Genomic DNA, 22,642 nt, shown 5'->3' with positions numbered 1-22,642 from the left:
TGCTTCAACGGCGGTGCCGGTCCGCTCACTCGATTACGAGGCCCGGAAGCCAGTGGCTCTCCGGGTAGCCTTCTTCAAGATCGGCTTCGCGAACCGGTCTGAGGTCGCCCGCCTCCGGCGGCACGCCGAGCTTGTCCATGTCCATTTCATGCAGCGTGCCGACCAGCCTGCCATCCTGATTTTCAAGCTTGTAGTAGACGCCGTTCCAGAGATTGATGCCGTATTCGGTTGCGCCCTTCCAAACGAACAGAAGATCATATTCGAGGTCCGTCAGGTCCTGTTCGGATATGGTGCGCCTGATCTCGTAGGGATAGGGAACGCGGCACCAGTGTTTGTCCGTGCCCTCAAGGCACTTGAATGGCCGCATCGACAGAAAGTGGTCGGCAAAGACACCATCCTGCCAAATGATCTCGTAACGGCTGCCGCTGTCCGCGGGCGTGAAAACCACCTGCGCAACGGGGAAACGCTCACCTGCCTGATCCACGAGACTGATCGTCTTTTTGCCCTCAAAGGAAACGGCCTGCACGTGGCCAGGAAGAAGACCCCAGGCCAATGCCAGGCACAAAGACGCAAGCCTCTTCATTCCGCTCCCCCCGATCAATGAGACCGCCGCGGCGGCAAAGTCACGTTGATGCATTTCAGACTAGGGAAGAGCTAGGTCACGGGCCAGTGCACTTTAGAACAGGTCCCTGGCGGACGATCGCATCGTCCGCTCCTGGTGAAACACAGGATACGCATAGGCTTTGACAGGAATCGCGCCTACCAGGCTCGGCGAAAACCGCCATCTTCACGTCATCACGATCCCGTTGGCTTCAGATGGAGTTTTCACATGCCGACTTCGCACACCCCTTCGTCGAACGAGACGGCACCGGGTACTGGCACGGGCACCAAGGTCATGACCCGTTCCGTTGCGTTTGAAAATACCGGGTCCAGACTCGCGGGCACGCTATACCTGCCGGAAAACCACGACGGCTCACCGCTCGCCACCGTCATCATCACGGGCGCGTGGACCGCCGTTGAGGAACAGATGCCCGCGAACTACGCACGCGCGCTGGTCAGGCACGGGTTCGCCGCTTTCACCTTCGACTTCAGGGGCTGGGGCAAGTCCGGTGATCTGCCGGGTGGTGCACGCTACGTGGAGAGCCCGAAGGCGAAAACCAGCGACATTCGAAAAGCGTTCGAATTCGCCGCAGCCCGCCCCGAAGTCGACGCCTCACAGATCTTTGGCCTCGGCATTTGCGCATCGGCCGGCTACATGATCGACGCCGTATCGCAAAACCCTCTGGTGGAGCACATCGCGCTGGTCGCCCCCTGGCTCCAGAACCGGGAAATCGTCGAGACGGTCTATGGTGGAGCGGACAGCGTTGCAGCGCTCATTGACGCGTCGCGCAAGGCCGCGGCCGCAGGTGGGGAGATCATCCCGGCAGCCGGCCCGGAAGGCGCGGACGGCGTCCTGATGCCCATCGGCGGCTATTACCACGAGCCCGCGCGCGGCGCGATCCCGCAATATGACAACAAGTGGAACAATGCCGGTTGGGAGGGATGGCTGACCTACTGGCCGGCAGACGATCCCGGCCGCCTCGACAAGCCCATGGCGCTCATTCACTCGGAAGCCGCCGCGATACCGCAGGGTGCGCACCTTTTCCTTGAAGGTTTCAAGGGAGACGCATCCGTCAAGTGGCTGGAAAACGTGACCCAGTTCGAGTTCTACGACGATCCGGAAATCATGACGCAGGCGGCGGATTTCGTCGCTGGTCACTTCAAGGCGGCCATGTCCGGCGGGCGTTGAACGGACGCTTCTGGCCGTTTCGCGAACAGTCAATCTTCATCACCCAATCACTTCCAATGGAAAGGATAAAGACGATGTCACATGACACCAACACCTCACGCCGCGCGATCCTGACAGGCGGTGTCGCGGCAGCAGCGACGCTCGCCTCTTCGGCCGCGCTGGCCAACAGCATGCAGCCGGCAGCAGCTCCGAGCCAGCTCAGGCCCGACGGCCGCTTCAAGGGCAAGGTCGTTGCCGTGACGGGCGGCAATTCCGGTATCGGTGAAGCAACCGTGCGGGCGTTCGCCATGGAAGGCGCACAGGTCGTCTTCGGTGCCCGCCGTGACGAGCTGGGCCGTCAGGTTGAAGCGGACATCCGCGACACGGGCGGCGATGTCACATGGATCCAGACAGACGTGCGGGAACCGGATCAGGTGGACCGGTTCATCAGGTCAGCGACCGAAACCTACGGAAGCCTGGATGTCCTGTTCAACAATGCCGGCATCTTCATGACGCCCAACCTGATCGAAGACATCGACATCGGGAACTTCGAGGACATGATGCGCACCAACACTTTCGGTGTTTTCTACGGCATGAAATACGCGATCCCGGTGATGAAGGCCCAAGGGGGCGGCGTCATCATCAACATGGCCTCGGTTGCGGCCCACCGCGGATTTCCGAACACGGCGCATTACAACGCATCCAAACACGCGGTTCTGGGACTGACCCGCGCAGGTGCCAAGCTGGCTGCGGACAACATCCGCGTCGCATCGATTTCGCCGCTGGCCGTCGACACGCCGATGCTGCGGGAAAGCTTCGACCACCAGGGACTGACCTATGAGGGCATGGCCGGCTTTTTCGTAACACCCCGCATCATGGACCCTCATGAAATGGCCGAAGGCGTTCTGTTCCTGGCCTCGGATGCGGCAACGGCCTTCAACGGCATGGATATCGACGCGACCGGCGGACAACTCGCCTGACCGCGCGCCCCGGGTCAGCGCAATGAGACGCCTCATTTCAAAGGAACATCACATGAAACACACGCTTTTGGCAGCACTCGCTGCAACAACCCTGCTCGGAGGAACCGCCATAGCGGACCAGACGGAAATCAGCCGCTCCATCACCGACATTGCCGCCGGAGCCGACCGGCATGACTGGGAGCGCGTCCGCGGTGCCTTTGCCGACACCGTCACCAGTGACTACACCAGCTTGTGGGGCGGCGATCCGGTCACCCAGCCCGCCGACGAACTGGTCGCGGGCTGGTCCGGCTTTCTGCCCGGCTTCGACAGCACGCACCACATGGTCACCAACCATTCGATCACATCCATTGACGGTGAAAACGCCGTTGCAGAGGCTGATTTCACGGCAACACACCGGATCGGCGATGGCCTCTGGACACTCGGCGGGCGCTACACCTACGAACTCACCAGCAGCGGCGGCCGCTGGCTCGTCACCTCACTGACAATGACCGCCTTGTGGGAGACGGGTGACCGGGGCCTGGTGGCCACGGCCGGCGAGCGCGCCGCACAAGCCAAATGACGGGGCGGTTTGCTGCCTGTCAGCGCAGGCAGCAAACCCTACGCATCGGCTTCCGGCCCGCCTAACGCTCCCTGTAGACCGCCGGGGTCACGGCGAATTTGCGTTTGAAATGCTGCGAAAAGCGGCTCATGTCCTGATATCCTGCCCGCCATGCGATCTCCGATACGCTAAGATGGCTTGTCCTGAGCAGGACCGAGGCAAGGTCAAGCCGGGCCCCGATGACGTATTGCAGCGGTGACACGCCGACCTGCTTCTTGAACGCCTTGGAAAAATGCGTGCCGCTCATCGCCGCAAGGTCCGCCATGGTGGCAAGCGTCAGGTCATTCGCCAGATTGTCATGGATGTAGTCCAGAACCCTGCGCAGCCGCCGGTCTTCAATGCCGGCATGCCAGACCGGTGCGGGCTTGATCAGCTGTACGACCTGTGCCGCGAGCGCCCTGGACATGGTCTCCCGGTAGAGAAGTCCGCCATCCCCGAGTTTTGCCGCATTGAGCGAGATGCTCAGAACGACCGGATCGATGTCGCCGATGATCGCCTGGAATCCGGCTCCCGAAGACAGGCCGAATTCGTCGAGCAGCTTGTCATCCAGTGAAACGGTCACGAACTCGAGGTCTTCGTCGTATTCGCACACACCCTCGCTCCCGGCCGGGAGCAGCCAGCCCTGGTGTTTGCGGAGCGGACGATGGAGGGCCCTGTCCGCGCCCTGCGAGATCCGGTGCGACAGTTGATCGTTCAGAAAAATGCCGAGCGTCAGTGACGACAGGGCAAATGCTCCGCCCCCTGCCGGCAAAATCATTTTTTCCGCTACGACCTCAGGCATACACTGAGTCTAGGTGCTTTTTGACCAAATTCAATTGACGATTGACGACTGCAAACGCAGCCTGGAAGCGAGAGATCCGCCGTCTTCCGGTGGCACGACACTCAATGAACACCACAACCCTGGCAACAGCCGGAACGAGAAAATCTGCCTGTTCTTGCTGTCCCTTCCGAAGAACTGATTGAAACATCGCAACAATTGGCTGTCCTGCAACAGGTTCTGGTGTCTTGCGCCAAAAGGTGATTAACTTAGCCGGAAAAATAAAAACAAGTATTCAAATTCCGGCGGCGTCATCAAAGTTAAAAAAAAGAAACGTAAGACCCTATCACCTCTGTGATACGTTGCACCTGCCGGACGGGCGCGGGGTCATGTTGTTCCAGATACGGGATGGCATGTGCGCTTTTGACGGGGTCTGGAATCGGTGTTGCGACATTGCAAGAGCCAGCTAGTGTTTATGCGAGCCAGTAGGATAAACTCATGAAAGATAACGAGAATCACACACTTACCTTCGACGAATTCGACGAAATGGTAAACCCGCGCCCGGAAGAGTGTGACTTTGACCGGATCGTTGAATCGGCCCTGAGCCGTCGCGGTTTTCTCGGCGGCGTCATGGCTTTCGGCAGCTTCGCGGCCCTTGGCGGCAGCCTGAGTTCTGCAGAGGCTGCGTCCGGCCGCTTCGCGTTCGACCAGATCGGCACCTCCACCGCTGATGAAGTCATCGTGCCGGACGGCTACAAGGTCGACGTGATGATGCGCTGGGGCGACCCCATGTGGTCGGACGGAGCAGAATTCGACGATGCGACACGCGGCACCGCTGCGAGCCAGGAACGCGCCTTCGGCGACAACACCGACGGAATGGACGTGTTCCCGCACGACGGCAAACTTCTGCTTGTCGTGAACAATGAATACACCAACCGTTCGATCATCTCGGCGAATGCGGAAGACGGCCGCCTTGTCGGCGAGGACGACATCGCAAAGGGCATGATGGCGCACGGTGTTTCCGTCGTCGAAATCGCCTTCGTCGACGGCAAGTGGCAGATGGTTAAGGACAGCCCCTATAACCGCCGCATCACGCCGAACACCGAGATGGACCTGACAGGTCCGGCGGCAGGACACGACCTGCTGAAAACCGATGCCGACCCGACCGGAACCAAAACGCTCGGAACCTGGAACAACTGCGGCAACGGCACCACCCCCTGGGGCACGTATCTTGCCTGCGAGGAAAACTTCAACGGGTATTTCTCTTCCAGCGAAGACGTCAAGGACGACAATCCGAAGTCGATCACCCCGGCCATGAAACGCTACGGTGTAAACACCAAGGATTGGGGCTACGGCTGGGCCGAAATCGACGAGCGCTTCGATGTCGCCAAGCACCCGAACGAGCCGAACCGTGCGGGCTACGTTGTCGAGATTGATCCGACCGATCCGGCCTCGACACCGAAAAAGCGGACCGCCCTCGGCCGCTTCAAGCACGAAAACGCAGCAACGGTGGTCAACAATGACGGCCGCGTGGTTGTCTACATGGGCGACGACGAGCGCGGCGAGTTCGTTTACCGCTACGTCTCCAACGGCGTCTATGCACCCGGTGCTCCGACCGACGACCTGCTGAGTGATGGCGTACTCTATGTCGCCAAGTTCTCCGATAACGGCACGGGCGCCTGGGTCGCCCTGACCCCGGAAACGACCGGAATGGATCACGCCGAGATCCATGTCCATACGCGCCAGGCTGCGTCTTCTGTCGGCGCAACCACGATGGACCGCCCGGAATGGGTTGCGGCCAATCCCAAGGCCCCGGAAGTCTACTGCTGCCTGACCAACAACAAGAACCGCGGTGTGAAGCCGAATGCCGGCGGTGACGACACCTCCGTCAACGGACCGAACCCGCGCGCGGAAAACAACTACGGTCAGATCGTACGCTGGCGTCCGGATAGCGGAGACCACACGGCTCCGGGCTTCACCTGGGACCTCTACGTCCTCGCGGGCAACCCGACGGTTCACTCCGACGCCTACGCCGGCTCCGCAAACGTCAACGCCGACAACATGTTCAACTCGCCGGACGGCCTGGCCTTCGACTCCAATGGCCTCGTCTGGATCCAGACGGACGGCAGCTACAAGAACGAAGGCGATTTTGCCGGCCAGGGTAACAACCAGATGCTCGCGGGCGACCCGGTCACGGGCGAAATCCGCCGCTTCATGGTCGGCCCGAACGAGTGCGAGATCACCGGCCTGACCTGGAGCCCGGACCGCCGGACCATGTTCGTCGGTATCCAGCACCCGGGCGAGCGCGGCAACAGCCACTGGCCGGGCGGCGGCGACTCCGTTCCGCGGTCCGCAATCATCGCGGTGACACGGGAAGACGGCGGCCTCGTCGGCTGATCGCGACAGTCCTTGAAAAAGCAGATCGGCCGGTCCTTGTGACCGGCCGATTTTTTTGACCGGCGGGAGACCTCAGTCCAAGCGGGTGAACGATCCGGGACGCGGCACGCGCGGTGACCCACCCATCCGGGTTCAGTCAACCTTGCTGTGATCGTACCAGACCGCCTCGATATTGTGGCCGTCTGGATCGCGAACGAAGGCCGCGTAGTATCCGGGCCAGTATTGCGGACGATAGCCGGGACCGCCATTGTCGACCGCCCCTTCCAGTAGCGCCGACTCGTAGAAGGCGTGCACCTCCTCCCGGCTCTTGGCTTCAAAGGCGATATGGGTCGGCACGACCGGGTCCTTCACCACCCAGAGATCCGTGTTTCTGCCGTCGAAAAAGCCGGCGGCATCGCCGACTTCCATAGAGATCGAGTAGCCAAGCGGCGCAAGCACCTTCAGATAGAACGCCTTGGACCTCTCATAGTCGCTGACATGCAGATGTGTGTGTGCAATCAAGCCGTCTTCCTCGCCGTAGTGCCGTTTCCGCTCTCAGCCTATCACATACATCTCGGCTTTGATCAGGCGGCCGCCGGCCACTCCTTGGCCACCATCGTCAGGACATCATATTGGGCGACGACCTCGTCCTTCTGGTTGGTTACCTGGCAGTCCCAGCGCACTTCACCGTGCTCGGCATTCTCACGCGGATTGATTTCCTTGCAGGTGAGCCGGACCTTGAGACTGTCGCCGAAATAGACGGGGGTCAGGAAACGCAGGTTGTCGACACCGTAATTGGCAAGCACCGGCCCGGGCTCCGGATCGACGAACAGCCCGGCGGCAAAGGAAGCGATCAGGTATCCGTGCGCCACCCGATCATCGAAGAACGGATTTGCCTTCGCCGCCTCGCTGTCCATGTGCGCATAGAACGTGTCCCCGGTGAACTCGGCAAAGTGCTCCACATCTTCCCGAGTGACCTCGCGCGCGTTCGTGATGATCTGATCGCCAATCCTCAGGTCCGCCAGGGATTTTCGGAACGGATGGATGTCGCTGTGCCCCGCGGCTCCCTCGGTCCATTGACCGGTGACCGCAGACAGAAGCTCGGGCGTTCCCTGGATCGCGCTGCGCTGCATGAAGTGCTTCACACCCCGCATGCCGCCCATCTCCTCACCGCCACCGGCACGGCCCGGACCGCCATGTACCAGCGGAGCCAGCGGCGACCCGTGTCCCGTTGAGCTTTTCGCCGAGCGTCGGTTGCCGATCAGAACGCGGCCATGGAAAGGCGCAAGGCCCGTCACGATCTCGCGGGCGACCGTGCTGTCATCCGTAAACAGCGAAGAGACGAGCGAGCCCCGGCCCTTTTGAGCAAGCGCAACCGCCTCATCATTGTCGGAATAGGCCATGACCGTGGCCACGGGACCGAAGGCCTCGACCGAGTGAACAGCCTCCGCACCGGCCGGATCGGCGCAGCGCAGCAGGATCGGCGACAGGAACGCGCCCTTCTCCGCGTCACCCGAAGACAGCGCGACACCATCAAGTGAACCGGAGACGATCTCTGCCTCCCTGGTCAGAAGCCCGACCTTGGTCTTCACATCCTCCCGGTCCCTGAGCGAGACCAATGCGCCCATCCGGGTGTTTTCGTTGTCAGGCAATCCGATCGGAGTTGACGCCAGGCGTGCGGACAAGGCCTCTGCGACAGCGTCTTCGTAGGACTGGGGCACGATGATACGCCGGATCGCCGTGCATTTCTGCCCGGCCTTGACGGTCATTTCACGCGCGACCTCCTTGATGAAGAGGTTGAACTCATCGGTGCCCGGTCCTGCATCTGCCCCGAGGATCGACGCATTCAGGCTGTCGGCTTCCATGGTGAACCTCACGGAGTTCTGCAGGATCGCCGCGCCTGATTTCAGCTTCTGCCCCGTGGATGCGGAACCGGTAAAGGTCACGACATCCTGTTCGATGACATGGTCGAGCAGGTCGCCCGCCGACCCGGTCACGATCTGAAGCGCGCCGTCAGGCAAGATACCGGTTTCAAGAATGCGGCGCACCACCAGTTCAGTCAGGTATGCGGTCTGGGAGGCCGGTTTGACCACGCATGGCATGCCGGCAATCAGCGTCGGCGCGATTTTTTCAAGCATGCCCCAGACGGGAAAGTTGAACGCGTTGATATGGACCGCAACGCCCCGCAGTGGCGTCAGTATATGCTGCGCGGAAAACGTCCCGTCGCGCGACAGCGGTTCGACAGGGCCCTCGGTCAGGACCTTCGTATTCGGCAATTCCCGGCGTGCCTTGGAGGCAAAGGTGAGCAGCGTGCCGATCCCGCCCTCGATATCGATCCAGCCATCGGTGCGGGTCGCCCCGGTCGCGAAATTTTCCTGGTAGAACTCTTCCTTCTGATCCATGAGACTCAGGCCGACCGCCTTGAGCATCAGCGCACGCTCGTGGATGGTCAGGGCCCGCAGTGCCGGACCACCGACGGCGCGCGCCCATTCGAGCGCCGCCTTGAAATCGAGCCCGACGGTCCCGATCAACGCGTGGACCTCGCCCGTTGCCGCGTTCAGGACCGGCGCACCCTCACCGTCGCCCGTGCGCCAGGCGCCTTCGACATAGCTCTTCAATCGGCGCGCAGCCGTCCCCGTCCCGCTCATGGATCGTCCTTTCTAGAATGTTCAGGCAAGCTTGAGGCTTGCCAGACGTGCCTCGGCATCGGCTGTCCACGCGCGCCGCAAGGTCTCGTTTTCGGTGTGCCGCAGGCCCATTTTCTTCAGCCGGTCGAAACGGGTCGACTGCGCGGGACCGAAAGTCTCCGCAACTTTCGGCATCCAGTAGGCGATCGAAGCGAGAGCGTCGGAGCGCGCGGCAGGTGTTTCCGACACACGCGCAAGCCCCTCCTGCCCGAGCTCCATGTGCCGCGTTTCCTTTGGCAGGATCGCGCGGAATTCCTCGCTGAGTGGCTGGTAGGATGTCAGCACCTGTTCCTTGAGCTGGTGCACCGTCGCAAGCCCCATGAGGAAATTCATGACGACGGCGTCGGTCCAGCCTTCCAGCGGATAGTGGAAGACGGACAGGCGCATGTCGCCGCCCTGCCGTTTCGGATCGACCTGCGCGTCCCGATCCTGGCGCTGCGACCAGGAATGCGCGTTGGTGTAGAGCGCCTTGTCGGTTCCAAAATCACCCATCAGATCGAGAATGCGCTCGGCATGATCCACCTTTTCCAGCGTGATCCGGCACGCGGCGATGCGCTCCTTCAAACCGGGTGCCCAGTTGATGGCATCGGCGAAACCGGCCGACCCGGCAAGCTCGCTATCGACAAAGGACGACATCAGCCGCAGCAACTCGCCCCGGTAGCGCGCCGGGACGTTTTCCGGTGACGTCAGTTTTCCACCCTTTTCCAGATAGTCGGACAGCGTCATCGCGTCTTCGTCGGGAAGTGTTGCCTCATTCGTCATAGCTGATCACCACCTTGTCGGAGACGGGAATGCACTGGCAGGAAAGGACATAGCCGGCGCGGACTTCGTAGTCTTCAAGCGCATGGTTCACTTCCATTTCCACTTCGCCTTCCAGCACCTTGGCGCGGCATGTGGAACAGACCCCGGCCTTGCAGGAGAACGGCGCATCCATGGCGTTGGCGACCGCTGCCTCCAGTACGGACGTTCCGTCTTTCTGCATCTGGAAATTTCGCGTCGTCCCGTCGAGCGTGACGGAGAGTTCGCAGGTGCCCGCAGCGGTGGCGGCAGCCTTCGAGACCGGTTTTGCCTTCGCACGTCCCGGCTGGGAGGAAGCAAACAGTTCGAACCGGATCTGCTCGTCCGTCAGACCGTGTTTGCGCAAGCTCTCCGCAATGGTCAGCATCATCGGTTCCGGGCCGCAGATAAAGGCGGTGTCGACCTCGTCCGCGTCGATCCACAGCTTGAACAGGAGGTCCATCTTCTCCGCGTCGATCCGCCCGGTGAAGAGATCGATGTCCTGGCTTTCCGTTTCCAGGATATGGATCAGCGACAACCGCCCGAGATACCGGTTCTTGAGGTCTTCGAGTTCCTCCCGGAACATGATCGAGCTGGTTTGCCTATTGGCGTAGATCAGCGTGAAGGTGCTGTCCGGTTCACGCGCCAGAACCGTCTTGATGATGGACAGCACTGGCGTGATGCCGGATCCGCCGGCAAAACCGAGATAGCCTTTTGCAGACGCAGGCTGCAATTCGGTATGGAACCGGCCCATCGGTGTCATTGCATCGAGGCGGTCCCCCACCTTCAGTTCCTCATTCGCCCAGGTCGAAAAGGCACCGCCATCGACACGCTTGATGCCGACCTTCAGGCAGCCTTCGTCGAGACCGGCACAGATCGAGTAGGACCGGCGCAGCTCCTCCCCGTCAAAGTCCCGGCGGAACGTCAGGTATTGACCCTGGATGAAACTGAACGCGTCGGCATCAGCCGCATCCGGCCTGAGCGTGACCACAACCGCATCGCGCGTATCGCGGCGAATGTCGGTCACTTCGAGCGAATGGAATCGTGCCATGGGCGCTGCCCTCTTCCTGCGTCTAGATACATTTGAAATAGTCGAACGGTTCCAGGCATGCCCGGCAGCGCCACGCGGCCTTGCACGGTGTCGAGCCGTACTGGCTGACCCGCTCCGTATCGGTGCTGCCGCAACGCGGGCAGGCGACGTCCGGGCCGCTTGCCCCTGACAGCCGTGCCGCCCGGGAACTCATTCCATCGCTGGCGGTGCCGTCGATGGGCGGTGCAATCCCGAACGATTTCAGCTTGTCCCGGGCATCCTGCGTGACCCAGTCCGTGGTCCATGGCGGCGAAAGCCGCCTTTCAAGGCGCAGGTTGCGCACACCCTTTTCGCGCAGCTTCTCCTCGATCATGAGATCGATGACGGCCGTTGCCGGGCATCCCGAATAGGTTGGCGTGACCGCGACAACAAGCAGGTCGCCCTCGTATCCGACATCCCGGACGATGCCGAGTTCTGTTACCGAGACGACGGGGATTTCAGGATCGGGAACCTCTGCGAGCCAGGTCCAGATTTCGTCGATTGCCGGAAGAAGCGTTGAAGACATCGCCGCGCCTCACCAGCTCGCGCCCGGATAGGCACGCTGCAGAAACTGCATCTCGGCAAGGATGAAGCCGAGATGTTCCGTGTGCCGTCCCTGTTTGCCGCCAAGATGCGCATAGCCGCCGGGTTCGGGTGTCTTGAGCGTCGCCTCGTCCAGGATGGAGCGGACACTCTCATCCCAAAGACCCTGCAACCCGGCAAGATCCGGCACGATGCCGGCTTCAGCCAGCGCCGTGTCGACATCATCGCCGGTGAACATTTCACCGGTATAGGGCCACAGCAGATCGAGCGCCTCTTGCATCCGGCGATGGCTCTCCTCGGTTCCGTCGCCGAGCCGCACGACGATGTCGGACGCGCGGTCGAGATGGTAGCTGACTTCCTTGAGCGCCTTGGCCGCGATCTCCGCAACACGCGGGCTCTTCGACTGTTCGGCAAGCCACCCGAGCAACAGGTGATGATAGGCATCGAACAGGAACTCGCGCACGATCGTCACCGCCATGTCGCCCTTCGGCAGCTCCACCAGCAACAGATTATGGAACTTCATGGCGTCGCGCAGATAGGCGAGATCGTCCGCGTCGCGACCTTTTCCTTCCACTTCACCCGCCAGCCCGAGCCACATCTGTGTGTGCCCGATCAGGTCGAGCGCCGTGTTGGCAAGCGCGATGTCTTCTTCCAGAACCGGTCCGTGACCGCACCATTCGGACGTCCGGTGCCCGAGGATGAGCGCGTTGTCGCCCATCCGGCAGAGCCATTCGAAAAACGCGGGCCGGATGGCCTCCTCGGTCAGGAACGGATCCGCCTGCCGGTCGGCAACGTTTGTCTGCGCATCGGACATCACATTTTCCCCACTTCGTCGGGGATGTCGAAGAAAGTCGGATGCCGGTAGGTCTTGCTTTCGGCCGGGTCGAACAGTGGCCCCTTCTCGGAGGGGCTCGATGCAGTGATCTCCTTCGACGGCACAACCCAGATCGACACACCTTCGCGCCGGCGTGTGTAAACGTCACGCGCGTGGTTGATCGCCATCTCGGCATCCGGTGCGTGAAGGCTGCCGACATGCCGGTGGTTCAGGCCGTGCTGCCCCCTGATGAACACTTCCCAGAGAGGCCATTCTTTCTTGGACATGGCAGTTCCTCCCTCTCCTCGTTTCGATTATTCAGCTGCGACCGCAGCCGCCTTGCGGCGCTCGGCGGCCTTCTCCGCATAGGCATTCAGCCCCTCGCGGAACCAGGCACCGTCGTCCCACGCCTTGACGCGGGCATCGAGGCGCTCGCGATTGCACGGGCCATTGCCTTTGATGACTTCAAAGAATTCGGACCAGTCGGGCTCGGAGAAATCGTAGCCCTTTTTGTCCTCGTTCCACGCCAGCTTGTCGTCCGGGACCTTGAGGCCGAGATAGTCGGCCTGCGGCACGGTCTCGTTGACGAACTTCTGGCGCAGCTCGTCGTTGGTGTTCATCTTGATCTTCCAGGCCATGGATTGCGCCGAATGAACGGAGTCCTTGTCGGACGGCCCGAACATCATCAGCGAGGGAAACCAGAACCGGTTCAGCGCATCCTGCGCCATGTCCTTCTGTTCCGGTGTCCCCGCGGCCATTTTCATCATGATCGCGTAACCCTGGCGCTGGTGGAAGCTTTCTTCCTTGCAGATCCGGATCATGGCCCGGCTGTAGGGCCCGTAGGATGTGCGCTGCAACGGCACCTGGTTCATGATCGCCGCACCATCGACAAGCCAGCCGACCGCGCCGATATCGGCCCAGTTCAGGGTTGGGTAATTGAAGATCGAGCTGTACTTCATCTTGCCCGAATGCAGCTTCTCCAGAAGCTCGTCCCGGGAAACTCCAAGGGTCTCGGCCGCCGAATAGAGATAGAGCCCGTGCCCGGCTTCGTCCTGGACCTTTGCCAGCAGGATGGCCTTGCGTTCCAGGGTCGGTGCCCGGGTGATCCAGTTGCCTTCCGGAAGCTGACCGACGATTTCCGAATGAGCATGCTGGCCGATTTGGCGGATCAGGGTCTTGCGATACCCCTCCGGCATCCAGTCCTTCGGCTCGATTTTTTCACCGTTGTCGACCCGGTCCTGAAAGGCACGTTCTTCCGGCGACATCTCTTCGCGGGACTTGAGACCTTCCGATTTCACGAGCTGCGCATACATCGCATTTCCTCCAAAAGCACCTGTTCAGGCCGTGTGCGTTCCAATCCTACACCCGCTCCAGTACCAGCGCGATGCCCTGCCCGACACCCACGCACATGGTGCAGAGCGCGTAGGTACCGCCGGTGCGCTGCAACTGGTAGGCCGCGTGCAGAACCAGCCGTGCCCCGGACATGCCGAGCGGATGTCCGAGCGCAATGGCGCCGCCATTCGCGTTGACATGCGCGGCATCATCCGGCAGCCCGAGTTCCCTCAGGACGGCCAGCGATTGCGACGCGAAGGCCTCATTGAGTTCGATCACGTCCATCTGTTCAAGGCCAAGACCGGCAATATCGAGCACCTTCCGGGTCGCCGGCCCCGGTCCGATCCCCATAATCCTGGGCGGCACGCCTGCCGCTGCCATCGCAACAACCCGCGCCTTCGGCACAAGCCCGTTTGCGTGTGCCGCAGCTTCGGAAGCAACGATCACCCCGGCCGCCCCGTCATTGACGCCGGACGCGTTCCCGGCGGTCACGGTGAGGTCCGGCCCGTTGACACCGCGCAGTTTCGCCAGCGCCTCGGCGCTGGTGCCCGGGCGCGGATGCTCGTCCGTATCGACGATGATCGGCTCGCCCCTGCGCTGCGGGATCGTGACGGGAACGATCTCGTCCCTGAAGACACCTGCTTGTTGAGCAGCTTCCCAGCGGCGCTGGCTTTCCGCCGCGAACCGGTCCTGGTCAAGCCTCGAAATAGAAAAGTCCTTGGCGACATTATCGGCCGTTTCGGGCATGGAATGCGTCCCGAACGCGCTCTCAAGCCGCTTGTTCTTGAAGCGCCAGCCGATCGTCGTGTCATACATTTCCGCATTGCGCGAATAGGCCGTTCCCGCCTTTGCGACAACAAACGGCGCGCGGCTCATGCTTTCCACACCGCCGGCGAGCATCAGGTTTGCATCGCCTGCACGGATCGTTCGGGCGGCCAGTCCGATCGCGTCCATGCCGGACCCGCACAACCGGTTGACCGTCGTGCCCGGTACGTTCACCGGGAGACCGGACAGGAGCACGGCCATGCGCGCCACGTTCCGGTTGTCTTCGCCCGCCTGGTTGGCGCAGCCCAGGATGACGTCATCGACCGCGTCCCAGTCCACATCCGGATTGCGCTCTTTCAGGGCCGCAAGCGGAATTGCGGCCAGATCGTCTGCGCGCACCGATGACAGGGCGCCGCCATAGCGCCCGATCGGGGTACGGACCGCATCGCAGACATAGGCTTCCGGCATTGCTCTCTCCCGCAGCAAACTCGCGGACGACCTTTATTCGTCGACCGAACGGTCAGCGTTATAACATCAAAACATCACACTTGAAACCCCAGATCAAAAGAAAGTGTGATCCTTTGATGCGGCAAGTGTTGGGAAGCAGTGTTGTTCAGCCGGTGAACGAGACCGCCTCGCGTGCCAGCCTGTCCAGCCGCAGGTCCGTCACCTCTGTCGCAGATGGCAGCAAACCGCGGGAATCGCTGAACGATCCCCCGATATACGCGTCAGCGGCAGCAGCAAGCGCCAGGTAGATGCTCACGAAAAGCCGCCGTGCGTCAGGTCCCGGCCAGTCTTCGGGCCAGGCTTCGCGCGGCAGTCGTGGATCTTTCAGCGCCGCCAGCCGATAGTGATGGATGAGCGACAACCGCAGGCCCAACGCGTTCTTGCCGTCAACATTATTCAGGCCGCTGTCACGCAGCACTTTTCCAAGCGCGTCATAACGCTCCAGAAACGACCGGTACCTCTCGGCGACGACTTTCAGATCCCACAGATCGGCGGCAAGGTCCGGCCAGTCCTTCCGTTCGCCGATCGCCTCGCCCGAGACAACAGCGCCGGAAAGCCGAACGATATCGGAACGATTGGGGGCGAGAGCGACGCCGCTCCCCATCGAAACCCAGCCATCCGGAAGGGCTTCACAGGTCTTCAAGGCGAGCAGCCAGCCTCGCGCCACGGGCGGGGGTGTATAGAGCACCTTTGACGCCGACCTGAATTCTTCTTGCGCCTGTTCCGTCAGCCTGTAGAAACTCCGGCGCCCGATCCGCTCGCCCAGCAGCTTGCCGGCCGCGACAAGCCTTGATACCGCGGTTCTGACCAGACTTTCGCTGATCCCCTGCTTCGCACAACAACTGACAAGATCTCCCATCCACAACGTCCCGCCCCTCGGTTCGATCGCGTCGCCATAAAGCGTGACGATAAAAGCGGGGGCCCGCGGGATAGATCCGCGACGTGGCGGCTGAAGGAGTTGGTCGATTTGGTGTCCGGTCATAGAGGCCTCATGCGCTGTATCGGGAAATCATAGCACGAGTTTCCTTCATTTTAGAAAATTTCGTAATGTCTGAAGCCGCGCCTCACGCGCATGCACGGCGATCCGTTTAACCGCGACTTGTGCGCCGATGACCGGGTGGTCCTTCCGCATGTCGGTCCCGATTGACTTTGCCCGCAAACTGCGAAATCAGTCGTCAAACACACTCGGAACGGAGCCACTGCCTTGAAGATCGTTCACATTTCGGACACGCACATTCAGGATGATCCCATCATGGGGTCGATCCCGGCAGACAACTTTCGGGCCTGCGCCGCGCACGTCCAGGAACACTGTTCAGATGCGGACATGGTTGTCATTTCGGGTGATCTTGCGCATCACGGCACGGACGCGAATTACGCCTATCTGACCGCGCTTCTGGACGAAACCGGCCTGGTCTCGATGAACCCACGCCTGATGATCGGTAATCACGACGACCGGACGGCCTTTCGCGCGTCATTTCCACAGACACCTGTCGACGGAGACGGCTTTGTCCAGTGGGTAGAGGAAACACCGCTTGGGCACTTCCTGTTTCTGGACACCAACGAGCCCGACACCCACGCGGGTCACTATTGCGCCAAACGGCAGGCCTGGCTGCGCGCCGCTCTCGACGATGTCGTGCGCCAAAACTCAAACGCCTACATCTTCCTGCATCACAATCCGATGACGGTCCATGTTGCCAACGCGGACCAGATCGGCATCGTCCAGTTGGACGCATTCCAGGACATTCTGGAAGACTACAAAGCCGTCATCCGGCATATCTTCTTCGGCCATTGCCACTTCAGCCTGTCCGGGTCCGTCTGCGGTATTCCGCTCTCCGCCCCACGCTCGACGAGCCATCCGAACTGGCCGGACTTTTCCGGCAACAAGGATCGCGTCGGTTACGGCGGCATGGCGCAGAACTACAATGTCGCGTTTCTGGACGCCCGCAGCACCGTCATCCATTCCATGGATTTTCTCGATGAGCGCAACGCGACCTGGGTCGAGACCGAGGCAGATGGCTGGCTGTCGGAAGACAACATCTGAGTGCCCTGAGCTTCATCCGTCCAATGCGCCCAGCGCCGAGTCAAAGCACGGAACGGTTTCCCGGATTTGCCCTCCCGGTTTGCCGCGCAAGCGGCAAGACCGGGACCCAGGACACTACGCGGCTGGCGATTGGAAAAAACCGGCGAAACAAGAGACTACTGGTTTCCGGCCTTCCGCTTCGCTCCAGCCGGAATGACAAATCCAGAGACGGAAGAATTACCTCAAAACGGCGATCCTCGACACACCGGTCAACGCTGGATTGCGTGACTAGCGCAAACCTTCGTTGATGCTCTTCAGCACCCGGCTTCCCGGGCAGAGTTCGTCCTTGCCCATGCTGTTGAGCGGCTGGCTGGCGAGTTCCAGCGTATGGTTGAGATCCTGTGACGTCGGATCGAGGTAGAGGAGCCCTGTCAGCACCTTTCCATTGCGATCCGCCGCCTGGAGCGCCATGAGAGCGTCTTCGCGGCTGTCGGCCTTGTAGTCCTTGCTGGCCTTGTGAAGATTGATGTTCGAGCCATCATGCAACGTGACCGTCTGGGTCGATCCTTCCTTGTATTGCGTGCGGATCTCCTCGCGCATCGGTACGAAGTCGACGGGCATGGCCTCAAGATTCTCACGCGTGGCCGCATAACTTTTTGTCGACCCCACATTGTTGGCAAAGGTCACGCATGGCGACACCACATCGATAAAGGCGAAGCCCCGATGCGCCATGGCCGCGCGGATCAGCGGTTCCAGCTGTTCCTTGTCGCCGGAGAAGCTGCGCGCGACGAAACTTGCCCCCTGAAGCACTGCAAGGCTCGCAAGGTCTATGCCCTCGAACGGGTTCTGCGTGCCGTACTTGCCGACGGACCCCAGATCGGCGGTCGCGCTGTCCTGGCCCTTGGTCAGACCGTAGCAGCCGTTGTTCGCAACGATGTAGGTCATGTTGACGTTCCGCCGGATCAGGTGAACGAACTGGCCCATGCCGATGGAGGCGGTGTCGCCGTCACCGGAAACACCCAGGTAGATGAGGTCGCGATTGGCAACGCTCGCCCCGGTCGCAACGGACGGCATCCGTCCATGCACCGAATTGAAGCCGTGGCTGCGCCCGAGAAAATAGGTCGGCATCTTCGACGAACAGCCGATGCCCGAAAGCTTGGCAATGCGGTGTGGCGGAATCGAAGACAGGAAACAGGCATTGCGGATCGCGGCGGAAATGCTGTCGTGCCCGCATCCAGCGCACAGCGTCGAAATCGATCCGTCATAATCGGCAACCGTGTAGCCGAGCGCATTCTTCGGCAGTTTCGGGTGCTGGAATTTCGGCTTGTAATAGGACATCAGGCAGTCTCCGGATGCAGCTTGACGACATCTGCGCTCGTGGCGTTCAGGGAGCGCCGGATCTGCCGCGCAATCGTGCGCGCGGTGATCGGCGTACCGGAATAGTTCAGGACAGAGGTCAGTTTGTCCGGCGCGATATGACATTCGTTCATGATCAGCTGCCGCATTTGACCGTCGCGGTTCTGCTCGATCACGAACACCAGGTCATGCTCGTGAATGAAGGCGTCGAGGCTCTCATGGAACGGGAAGGCCCGGATGCGCATCACGTCGATCGGGTAACCTTCCGCGGCGAGGATCTCGACCGCTTCATAGGAGGGCGACGCGGAGGTTCCGAAGAATAGCGCACCGAGCTTCTGCTTGGTTTTCGGTTTCTTGACCGGGATTGGGTCATGCACCTTGGGAACGGGAACATAGGATTTTGCCGTTTCGAACTTGCGCAGCAGCCGGTCGACATTTTCGACGTAGTCATCGCCCTTCTCTGAATAGACCGCCATGTCGTTCTTTGACGATCCCCGCGTGAAGAACGCGCCCTTGTCCGGATGCGTGCCCGGCAGGGTGCGGTAACAGATACCGTCGCCGTCGACATCGACGTAGCGCCCCCAGGTTTCCGCTTCCTCCAGCGCGTTCTTGTCCAGCACCTTGCCCCGGTTCATCTCGTAGTCGTCGTCCCACTCAAGTGGCGGCGACATCCAGTCGTTCATGCCCAGATCGAGATCCGACATCATGATCACGGGCGTCTGAAGCTGCTCCGCCAGGTCGAAGGCCTGTACGGTCATGTCGAAACACTCCCGCGGTGTCGCCGGGAACAGCAGGACATGCTTGGTATCGCCGTGGGAGGCATAGGCGGCCGCAAGGATATCCGACTGCTGGCTCCGGGTCGGCATCCCCGTGGACGGTCCCGATCTCTGGACGTCGATCAGCACGACCGGGACTTCGGCGAAATAGGCCAGCCCCAGAAACTCGCTCATCAGGGAAAGTCCGGGGCCGGATGTTGCCGTGAAGGCCCGCGCGCCGTTCCAGCTGGCTCCCACCACGATCCCCATGGCTGCCAGTTCGTCCTCGGCCTGCAGGATCGCGAAATTCCGCTTGCCGGTACCGGCATCGATCCGCATCCGTTCCGCATATTTTGAAAAGGCATCAACCACCGAAGTTGACGGGGTGATCGGGTACCAGGCCGCAACCGTCGCGCCGCCATAAATGGCGCCAAGGGCTGCCGCCGTGTTGCCGTTCATCAGGATATGCTGGCTCTCGCGGATATGCGGAGCGTCGATGACACTCGGGTCCAGGCGGATCGGCAGCGGGCAGGAAAAGTTTTCCTGGGCGAACTGATACCCCATTTCGAGCGCGTGCACGTTGGGCGAGATCAGCTTCTCCTTGCCTTTGAACTGATCGTTCAGAAGGTCCTTCAGGATCGAAAAGTCGATATCGAGCAGAGCGGCCAGGGCACCAACATAGACTACGTTCTTCAACAGCTGCTGCAGGCGCGCGACCTTGAACTCGCGCATGCACATTTCCGTCAGCGGGATACCGAAATAGCTGATGTCGTCGCGCTTCAGGTGAGGCGCCAGCGGGCGGGTGGAATCATAGACGAAATAGCCGCCCGGCCCGACACTGGCGACATCGTCTTCCATGGTCTGCGGATTGACGCACAGCATCAGGTCCACGCCGCCCCGCCGGCCGAGATAGCCCTTGGCACTGACCCGGACCTCGTACCAGGTCGGCAGACCCTGGATGTTCGACGGAAAGATGTTGCGCGGACTGACCGGCACGCCCATCCGGAAGATCGCCTTGGCAAAGAGATGGTTTGCCGACGCGGACCCGGTCCCGTTCACATTGGCGAACTTGACCACGAAATCGTTGACGCCCTCGAGCTGTTTCATTTGACATCCACCAGGTTGGGCGTCGCCTTGGCAACGTTGTAGAAGAACATCTGCATGTCCCATGCGGCCGTCGGACACCGCTCGGCGCACAGGCCGCAATGCAGGCACACGTCCTCATCCTTGACCATCACCCGCCCGGTCGGCAGCTTTCCGGAGACATAAAGATCCTGCTCGGGATTGTCCGCCGGGACCATGAGCTTGCCGCGCAGTTCCTTCTCCGGAGCATTCTGGGTGAAGGTGATGCAGCTTGTCGGACAGATATCCGCGCACGCATCGCACTCGATGCAGTTGGAATCGGTGAACACCGTCTGCGCATCGCAGTTGAGGCAGCGCTCCGCCTCGATGAAAGCCGTTTCCGGATCGAAACCGAGCTCCACCTCGACCATCCGGTCGCTCAGGGATTTCTTCAGATCCTCCAGCGGGACGATCTTGCGCTCGTCGGTGATCGGAATGGAATCGTAGCTCCATTCGTGAATGCCCATTTTCTGTCCGACAAGAGTGACATCCGGCGGAGGCCGCTTGGAAAGGTCCTTGCCCTGGCAGTAGAGATCGATGGAGACGGCCGCCTTGTGGCCATGGGCAACGGCGGTGATGATGTTCGATGGCCCGAAGGCGGAGTCGCCGCCGAAAAAGACTTCCTTGCGGGTGGACTGGAACGTCTCGTCATCATTGATGATCGGCGTGCCCCAACTGGTGAAACGGATGCCCGTCTCCTTTTCGATCCACGGAAAGGCGTTCTCCTGGCCGATGGCGACAAGCACATCATCGCAGGGAAAAAACTCGGGTTCCTCGCCAGTGGGCACCAGTTCGCGGCGTCCGTCCCGGTGATAGACCGCCTTCACTTTTTCGAAGGTCATGCCGACGAGCTTGCCGTCCTCGACCACGAACTCGCGCGGCACATGGTTGTCGATGATGGGGATGCCTTCGTGCATGGCATCTTCCTTTTCCCAGGGCGAGGCCTTCATGTCTTCGAACGGGCTGCGGACGATCACCTTCACATCCTCGCCGCCAAGCCGGCGCGAGGTACGGCAGCAATCCATGGCGGTGTTGCCGCCGCCGAGCACGATCACGCGCTTGCCGATCTCCTTGATGTGTTCGAAGGCGACGCTGGCGAGCCAGTTGATGCCGATGTGAATATTCGCATCGGCTTCCTTGCGGCCCGGAAGCTTCGGCAGATCCCGCCCCTTGGGCGCACCGGAGCCGACAAAGACCGCGTCATAGCCCTTGGTCAGCATGTCGGCCATGCTGTCGACATAGGTGTTGAACACGGTGGTGATGCCCATGTCGAGGATATAGCCTATCTCTTCATCCAGAACGCTTTCCGGCAACCGGAACGAGGGGATCTGGCTGCGCATGAAGCCGCCGCCCTTGGCCTGTTCGTCGTATAGATGCAGCTCATAGCCGAGCGGAGCAAGATCGCGGGCGACGGTCAGGGAAGCCGGGCCGGCCCCGATCAGCGCGACCTTCTTGCCGTTGGGCGGCCCCGCCTTCGGCAGCATGTCCGCCACTTCGTCCTTGAAGTCGGCGGCGACGCGCTTGAGCCGGCAGATCGCCACGGGCTCCTCCTCGACGCGGCCGCGCCTGCAGGCCGGTTCGCACGGACGGTCGCATGTCCGGCCGAGCACGCCCGGAAACACGTTGCTTTCCCAGTTGATCAGGTAGGCATCGGTATAGCGTTGCTGCGCGATCAGGCGGATATAGGCGGGCACCGGCGTGTGCGCCGGGCAGGCATACTGGCAGTCGACGACCTTGTGAAAATATTCCGGGTTCGTCGTATCGGTGGCTCGCACGTCCTTTTCCCCTCCCATGAGTCCAAGACATCTGGCTGCTTCAAATTAAAGCGTGCCGTAATCGCCTGTGTAAAGAGTACACCATACGATCCGAGAAGATATTTGACTTTCGAATACTTGTTTGAGGGTTTTCGAGTTCACGGAAACATCAGGGTTAGACGTGCAAAAGCGCCCGCTTCAATTCATTGCGAGCACGTCGGCCTCGGCAGCCGTCATCCGGCATCACGAAGCCGGGCAGCGTTTCAGGGGGCCGTTGTAGTAGGGAAAATCCCAGCGCAGCGTCAGCTCTTCGCCGGTCAGTCTCATACCGAGGAAATAGCCGCGCACACTGTCCTCGCCGCATTGTGCCGTTGCCGCCGTGAAAGCACTGTTGTCACCAGTCTCGACCGGCCCCCAGTCGAGCCTGCACCAGAGCTGCCCCTGTTTCATCCAGAGCTGTCCGATCTCGAACGGTGCCGCCAGCACCGTGCCGCCGGGTTTGATCGGCGCACGGGCACACTGTTCTGCCGTCCCCCACGTGCCGAGGAACCGATGATGTTCATTCGCCCCGGCGGGACCTGCGAAACACAGGGCGAGGAGGAGAAGCGCACGCAACAGATATGTTTCCATCCCGCAAACATGCGCCAGATCAGAAAGCACGG

At 61.2% G+C, this 22,642-nt stretch carries 21 protein-coding genes; 5 read left to right on the top strand and 16 right to left on the bottom strand.

All coding sequences use genetic code 11. The features are described from left to right. Positions 1-25: 25 nt before the first annotated feature. Entirely contained in the window at positions 26-583 is a 558-nt protein-coding gene (locus ACO08A_RS16740; protein ID WP_422037121.1) for a hypothetical protein, read from the bottom strand. 246 nt (positions 584-829) lie between these two features. On the opposite strand from ACO08A_RS16740, the gene ACO08A_RS16735 reads away from it, so the two are divergent. The 3 genes from ACO08A_RS16735 (at position 830) to ACO08A_RS16725 (ending at position 3,307) form a co-directional block, all read left to right on the top strand. After that, the gene (locus tag ACO08A_RS16735) at positions 830-1,789 is read left to right on the top strand and encodes an alpha/beta hydrolase (protein WP_422037120.1); all 960 of its coding nucleotides are present in this window, start codon (positions 830-832) and stop codon (positions 1,787-1,789) included. 74 nt (positions 1,790-1,863) lie between these two features. Next, a complete protein-coding gene (locus ACO08A_RS16730) occupies positions 1,864-2,748 on the top strand; it encodes an SDR family NAD(P)-dependent oxidoreductase (protein ID WP_422037119.1) in 885 nt (294 codons plus the stop codon). A gap of 52 nt (positions 2,749-2,800) precedes the next feature. After that, a complete protein-coding gene (locus ACO08A_RS16725; RefSeq protein ID WP_422037118.1) occupies positions 2,801-3,307 on the top strand; it encodes a nuclear transport factor 2 family protein in 507 nt (168 codons plus the stop codon). Between the two features lie 61 nt (positions 3,308-3,368). Here the strand turns inward: ACO08A_RS16725 and ACO08A_RS16720 are convergent, their stop codons facing one another. After that, positions 3,369-4,103, bottom strand: a complete 735-nt coding sequence (locus ACO08A_RS16720) for a helix-turn-helix domain-containing protein (RefSeq protein WP_422037117.1) — start codon at positions 4,101-4,103, stop codon at positions 3,369-3,371. A gap of 498 nt (positions 4,104-4,601) precedes the next feature. Between ACO08A_RS16720 and ACO08A_RS16715 the strand changes: the two genes are divergently transcribed. Further along, the gene (locus tag ACO08A_RS16715; RefSeq protein WP_422037116.1) at positions 4,602-6,500 is read left to right on the top strand and encodes a PhoX family protein; all 1,899 of its coding nucleotides are present in this window, start codon (positions 4,602-4,604) and stop codon (positions 6,498-6,500) included. Positions 6,501-6,632: 132 nt separating this feature from the next. Here ACO08A_RS16715 and ACO08A_RS16710 read toward each other — a convergent pair whose 3' ends face one another. From ACO08A_RS16710 to ACO08A_RS16665, 10 genes are all read right to left on the bottom strand, one after another. Next, positions 6,633-7,001, bottom strand: coding sequence for a VOC family protein (locus ACO08A_RS16710; protein ID WP_422037115.1), 369 nt, complete (start codon positions 6,999-7,001; stop codon positions 6,633-6,635). 62 nt (positions 7,002-7,063) lie between these two features. Then, entirely contained in the window at positions 7,064-9,127 is a 2,064-nt protein-coding gene (gene paaZ, locus ACO08A_RS16705) for a phenylacetic acid degradation bifunctional protein PaaZ (protein WP_422037114.1), read from the bottom strand. A 21-nt stretch (positions 9,128-9,148) separates the two neighbouring features. Next, a complete protein-coding gene (locus ACO08A_RS16700) occupies positions 9,149-9,928 on the bottom strand; it encodes a Phenylacetic acid catabolic protein (protein WP_422037113.1) in 780 nt (259 codons plus the stop codon). After that, on the bottom strand, positions 9,918-10,994 hold the full coding sequence (paaE, locus tag ACO08A_RS16695; RefSeq protein WP_422037112.1) for a 1,2-phenylacetyl-CoA epoxidase subunit PaaE: 1,077 nt from the start codon (positions 10,992-10,994) through the stop codon (positions 9,918-9,920). The genes ACO08A_RS16700 and paaE overlap by 11 nt, the downstream gene beginning before the upstream one ends. A gap of 22 nt (positions 10,995-11,016) precedes the next feature. Then, positions 11,017-11,538, bottom strand: a complete 522-nt coding sequence (paaD, locus tag ACO08A_RS16690; RefSeq protein WP_422037111.1) for a 1,2-phenylacetyl-CoA epoxidase subunit PaaD — start codon at positions 11,536-11,538, stop codon at positions 11,017-11,019. 9 nt (positions 11,539-11,547) lie between these two features. Continuing rightward, entirely contained in the window at positions 11,548-12,273 is a 726-nt protein-coding gene (gene paaC, locus ACO08A_RS16685; RefSeq protein WP_422041768.1) for a 1,2-phenylacetyl-CoA epoxidase subunit PaaC, read from the bottom strand. Positions 12,274-12,368: 95 nt separating this feature from the next. Then, entirely contained in the window at positions 12,369-12,656 is a 288-nt protein-coding gene (paaB, locus tag ACO08A_RS16680) for a 1,2-phenylacetyl-CoA epoxidase subunit PaaB (protein ID WP_319383748.1), read from the bottom strand. Between the two features lie 27 nt (positions 12,657-12,683). Further along, positions 12,684-13,682: a 1,2-phenylacetyl-CoA epoxidase subunit PaaA gene (gene paaA, locus ACO08A_RS16675; RefSeq protein ID WP_422037110.1), complete on the bottom strand. Its 999-nt coding sequence runs from the start codon at positions 13,680-13,682 to the stop codon at positions 12,684-12,686. 46 nt (positions 13,683-13,728) lie between these two features. Beyond that, on the bottom strand, positions 13,729-14,934 hold the full coding sequence (pcaF, locus tag ACO08A_RS16670) for a 3-oxoadipyl-CoA thiolase (RefSeq protein WP_422037109.1): 1,206 nt from the start codon (positions 14,932-14,934) through the stop codon (positions 13,729-13,731). 145 nt (positions 14,935-15,079) lie between these two features. Beyond that, entirely contained in the window at positions 15,080-15,955 is an 876-nt protein-coding gene (locus ACO08A_RS16665) for a PaaX family transcriptional regulator C-terminal domain-containing protein (protein WP_422037108.1), read from the bottom strand. Positions 15,956-16,177: 222 nt separating this feature from the next. On the opposite strand from ACO08A_RS16665, the gene ACO08A_RS16660 reads away from it, so the two are divergent. Further along, the gene (locus tag ACO08A_RS16660) at positions 16,178-17,014 is read left to right on the top strand and encodes a metallophosphoesterase (RefSeq protein WP_422037107.1); all 837 of its coding nucleotides are present in this window, start codon (positions 16,178-16,180) and stop codon (positions 17,012-17,014) included. A gap of 267 nt (positions 17,015-17,281) precedes the next feature. Here ACO08A_RS16660 and ACO08A_RS16655 read toward each other — a convergent pair whose 3' ends face one another. From ACO08A_RS16655 to ACO08A_RS16640, 4 genes are all read right to left on the bottom strand, one after another. Beyond that, positions 17,282-18,331, bottom strand: a complete 1,050-nt coding sequence (locus ACO08A_RS16655) for a 2-oxoacid:ferredoxin oxidoreductase subunit beta (protein ID WP_421979422.1) — start codon at positions 18,329-18,331, stop codon at positions 17,282-17,284. Further along, entirely contained in the window at positions 18,331-20,211 is a 1,881-nt protein-coding gene (locus tag ACO08A_RS16650; protein ID WP_421979423.1) for a 2-oxoacid:acceptor oxidoreductase subunit alpha, read from the bottom strand. Before ACO08A_RS16650 ends, ACO08A_RS16655 begins: the two co-directional genes overlap by 1 nt. Then, positions 20,208-22,001: an FAD-dependent oxidoreductase gene (locus ACO08A_RS16645; RefSeq protein ID WP_421979424.1), complete on the bottom strand. Its 1,794-nt coding sequence runs from the start codon at positions 21,999-22,001 to the stop codon at positions 20,208-20,210. Before ACO08A_RS16645 ends, ACO08A_RS16650 begins: the two co-directional genes overlap by 4 nt. 222 nt (positions 22,002-22,223) lie before the next feature. Beyond that, positions 22,224-22,595, bottom strand: coding sequence for a hypothetical protein (locus tag ACO08A_RS16640; RefSeq protein ID WP_422037106.1), 372 nt, complete (start codon positions 22,593-22,595; stop codon positions 22,224-22,226). Between the last annotated feature and the right edge of the window lie 47 nt (positions 22,596-22,642).

The sequence above is a fragment of the Roseibium sp. genome, assembly GCF_965232425.1.
In the GTDB taxonomy this organism is placed as follows: Bacteria; Pseudomonadota; Alphaproteobacteria; order Rhizobiales; family Stappiaceae; genus Roseibium.
Note: the sequence above shows the minus strand (reverse complement) of the source record. Positions and strands in the feature narration are given on the sequence as shown.